We start from the raw sequence: 1,649 nt of genomic DNA, 5'->3' as shown, positions 1-1,649 counted from the left end.
GCTCGAACGCCCGCGCCCGATCTGCGGGCTCGTCGCGGCGGATCCGCGGGCTCCGCAACGGTGATCCGACGCGTTGGCGTTCCGGCCGCCGGGCGTTAAACCCGCGCCATGTTCGATGATGCAGCCGCTCAGCGCTATCTCGCGGGACTGGCTCCCGTGGCGGCGGGATCGGTGCGCTGGCTCATCTACGATCACGACCGGCAATGGGTCTCGGTCGTTGACGGCAATCTCGTGTCCCTGCGGCAGGATTGCCTGCATGTCCTCGGCGCCTCCGCGGAGGCGGACGCCACCGCGTCCCTCGTCGATGCGATCCGCGACTTCCTCGCCGAAGGGACGGATCGCACCCCGCAGATCGTCGCCCTCTCGTGCGCCGTGCTGATGCAGAGCGTCGGGGATCTCGACGCGGTGTTCGATCGGATCCGGTCCGGCGTCATGGCAACCCTCGTCTATGCCGAGGACGTCGTGGTCAGGCTCGTCGCCGCGTAGGGCAAATCGGCACTGCCCGTCCTCGCCGCCCGGCACGCCGGCGACGGCGGCCTTCGCGGCAGCCGGGGGCGGCTTGATCCCGCGAGGCACCCGCGCTCTCGACAAGGGGCTTCCGGGCGCGCGTCGGCGGACCGCCGACGCCGGGATTCCCGCTCCGGACGCGCCGGCTCGGATTGAAGGAACCTCCCCCGTCCAGGTTCCGAGGCCGAGCGGTGCCACGTTCCTGATCGACCGCGCCGCGATCCGCGCCGGGGTTACCCGCGGCGATCCTCCGCGGCTCCCCGGCGCGCCGAGGGCTCGACACGGGGCGGTCCGCGGATATGTTCCGCGCATGCGCTTCGCCCTGCCCGTCCTCGCCGCCCTCGCCGTCACCGCCGCCCTGTCCCGGCCCGCCGCGGCCGAGACGGTCGTCCAGGAGCGGTTCGGCTGCCACAGCCAGGAGGTCACCGACCGCCTGTTCAAGCTGGTCATGGCGGGCGACGAATCCGGGTTCGGGCAGTTGCTGAAGGGCAGCCTCGCCAGCGGCGAGTGCCGGTCCTTCAAGCCCGGCGAGGAAGTCCGGCTCGAGTCCCGGACGATGAGCTACGGCTGCCTCGCCCTGAAGGACGCGCAGGACCGCTGCTACTGGACGCCGCTCAGCGCCATCGAGAAGGCGAACTGAGCCGGGCCCGGCCGGAGGGCGGCCCCGCTGTCCGGCACCCGCGAGGGGCGCCGGGCCCCGTGGGCGATCAGGCGCCCTTCTTGCCCTTGCCCTTCGCCGGTTCCGCCTCGCCCTCCCCGGCATCGGCCGCCGCGTTGATCGTCCCGGCGATCCGGGAGAGCAGCGCGTCGGTGGTCTTCTCCTCCTGCAGGGTCTCGTCCAGGAGCTTGGCGGCATCCGCGTAGCCGAGCTGCGCGGCCCAGGTCTTCAGGGTGCCGTAGCGGGCGATCTCGTAATGCTCCACCGCCTGGGCGCAGGCGGCCAGAACCGCGTCGGCGGCCGGGCTGCCCGCGAAGTCGTCGAGGTCCTCCTCCATCTCGGAGACGATCCCCTGCATCGCCTCGCAGGTCTTGGCCCGGGCCGGCTTGCCGATGATCTCGAAGACCTGCGTCAGGCGCTCCACCTGCTGGGCGCTCTCCTCCGCATGGGTCTCGAAGGCTTGCGCAACGCGTCTGTCCGCCGC

Annotated in this window: 3 protein-coding genes; 2 read left to right on the top strand and 1 reads right to left on the bottom strand. The window is 72.2% G+C overall.

The features are described 5' to 3' along the window. The first annotated feature begins 108 nt into the window (after nucleotides 1-108). A complete protein-coding gene (locus I53_RS24465) occupies nucleotides 109-486 on the top strand; it encodes a hypothetical protein (RefSeq protein ID WP_043355617.1) in 378 nt (125 codons plus the stop codon). Between the two features lie 331 nt (nucleotides 487-817). Then, on the top strand, nucleotides 818-1,147 hold the full coding sequence (locus tag I53_RS24460) for a hypothetical protein (protein ID WP_043355615.1): 330 nt from the start codon (nucleotides 818-820) through the stop codon (nucleotides 1,145-1,147). Between the two features lie 67 nt (nucleotides 1,148-1,214). On the opposite strand, the gene I53_RS24455 is transcribed toward I53_RS24460, so the two are convergent. After that, on the bottom strand, nucleotides 1,215-1,649 hold a 435-nt coding region (locus I53_RS24455; protein WP_043355613.1), incomplete at its 5' end, for a DUF892 family protein.

This window comes from Methylobacterium sp. B1, assembly GCF_000333255.1.
GTDB classification, from domain to species: Bacteria; Pseudomonadota; Alphaproteobacteria; order Rhizobiales; family Beijerinckiaceae; genus Methylobacterium; species Methylobacterium fujisawaense.
This window is presented reverse-complemented; position numbering and strand designations above follow the sequence as displayed.

Bases quoted from the DNA above. Each gene is read 5' to 3' on its own strand.
- I53_RS24465 (WP_043355617.1), top strand. From the start codon at position 109: ATGTTCGATGATGCAGCCGCTCAGCGCTATCTCGCGGGACTGGCTCCC.
- I53_RS24460 (WP_043355615.1), top strand. From the start codon at position 818: ATGCGCTTCGCCCTGCCCGTCCTCGCCGCCCTCGCCGTCACCGCCGCC.